Origin of the sequence: Schaalia naturae, assembly GCF_042665795.1 — a bacterium.
Taxonomy (GTDB): Bacteria; Actinomycetota; Actinomycetes; order Actinomycetales; family Actinomycetaceae; genus Pauljensenia; species Pauljensenia naturae.
On record NZ_JBHTEF010000011.1, the window covers coordinates 1 to 1,436 of the forward strand.

2 protein-coding genes are annotated in these 1,436 nt (G+C 70.9%); one reads left to right on the forward strand and one right to left on the reverse strand.

Going from position 1 to position 1,436, the window contains the following annotated elements:
- Nucleotides 1-662: nucleoside hydrolase (locus tag ACFQWG_RS14135; RefSeq protein WP_380976512.1), on the forward strand; the 662-nt coding region annotated here is incomplete at its 5' end.
- A gap of 99 nt (nt 663-761) precedes the next feature.
- Here ACFQWG_RS14135 and ACFQWG_RS14140 read toward each other — a convergent pair.
- Nucleotides 762-1,232: an ATP-binding protein gene (locus ACFQWG_RS14140; RefSeq protein WP_380976514.1), complete on the reverse strand. Its 471-nt coding sequence runs from the start codon at nt 1,230-1,232 to the stop codon at nt 762-764.
- Nucleotides 1,233-1,436 lie beyond the last annotated feature (204 nt).

Consider the following 1,436-nt stretch of genomic DNA (forward strand, 5'->3'; position numbering starts at 1 on the left):
GACCGGTGGACGTCGACGCGGTGACCCTCCTGCGCCGCGAGATCCTCGCCTCCCCCCGTCCCGTGACCCTGGTCCCGACCGCCCCGCTCACCAACATCGCCCTGCTGCTGCGCACCCACCCGGAGGTGGTCGGCAACATCGAGCGGATCGTGTTCATGGGCGGCGCGGTGGAGACCGGCAACGCCACGCCGGTCGCGGAGTTCAACGTCTGGCACGACCCGGAGGCGGCGGCGGTCCTGCTCACCGCTGGCGTACCGATCACCATGTACGGCCTCGACGTGTTCCGCCGCGTCCTCGTCCCGGCCGCCGACGTGGCCCGCCTGCGCGCCAGCCCCGAACCCAGCCTCCGCATGGCGGGCGCCCTGCTGGCCCACCGCGACCCGGCCACGTCCGGCGACCCCACCCCCACCGGCGGCCTCGGCGACGCGGGCGCGGTCTGCGCGGTCATCGACCCGGCGGGCCTGACGACGGCCCCCCTCCCCGTGGAGGTCGCCCTGGCCCCCGGCCCCACCCGGGGCCAGACGATCGTCGACCGCCGCCCCCGCCCCGGCGAGTCCGAACACCACCACGGCCCCCGCGCCCAGCCCCTCGTGGACGTGGCCCTCGACGTGGACGCGGACCGCTACACCCACCTGTGGCTGACGACGGTCGAGGGCGCCTAGCGTCCCGCCTCAAGTGTGAGGACTACACCCCTACGGACCCGTCCTCCTCACCTTTCTTAGCGCCGCGAGACCGCGTAAGTCCCCGTCCGGCAAAGGACTTCAGGCGCCGCCGTCTCCTTCGGTGTACGGCAGGCTGCACACGATCTGCTTACCGACCGGTGTGGAGCGGACCTGCCAGCCGGGGGCGAGAAGGTCGATCAGCCCCAGTCCCCGGCCGGATTCGGCCTCCGCGTCGTCAAGCGCGACAGGCCGACGGCGGGGCAGTCGGCCCGGCTCAGGGTCATGGACCCTTACCGACACCCCCGCCTGTCCAGCGTCGACTTCCACGACCAGGGGCACGTGGTCACCGCAGGCCCGCACCGAGTTCCCGATCAGCTCGGAGGCGACCAACAGCACGGTCTCACTGATCCCGGGGTCCACCCCGGCCTCATACAGCGTCTTCTCCGCCAGCTCGCGCACCCTGCGCAAGTGCGCCGCTGAGGCGTTTATGTGGACGGCGAAGCCTGTGGGCCGAGTCCGTAAGTAGAACCCGGGGCTTGCTACGGCGTGCTCTTGCGTCTCCACGACCACGGCAGCCTCCCAACCACGGCTCGACGGCCGCACGACACAACGGGCAGGTAGCGGAACGCGACAAGTGCTTGACGGAGCGTCACCGCTTGCTTGAGGATGCACTTTTCTTCTGCGGGCCGCAACCTTTCTACCTCGTTTGGTGACGAGTCCCAGAAAAGTGGCTCGGTTCGCGGCCTGGCAAGGTGTCAGACTGCGGATATGCCG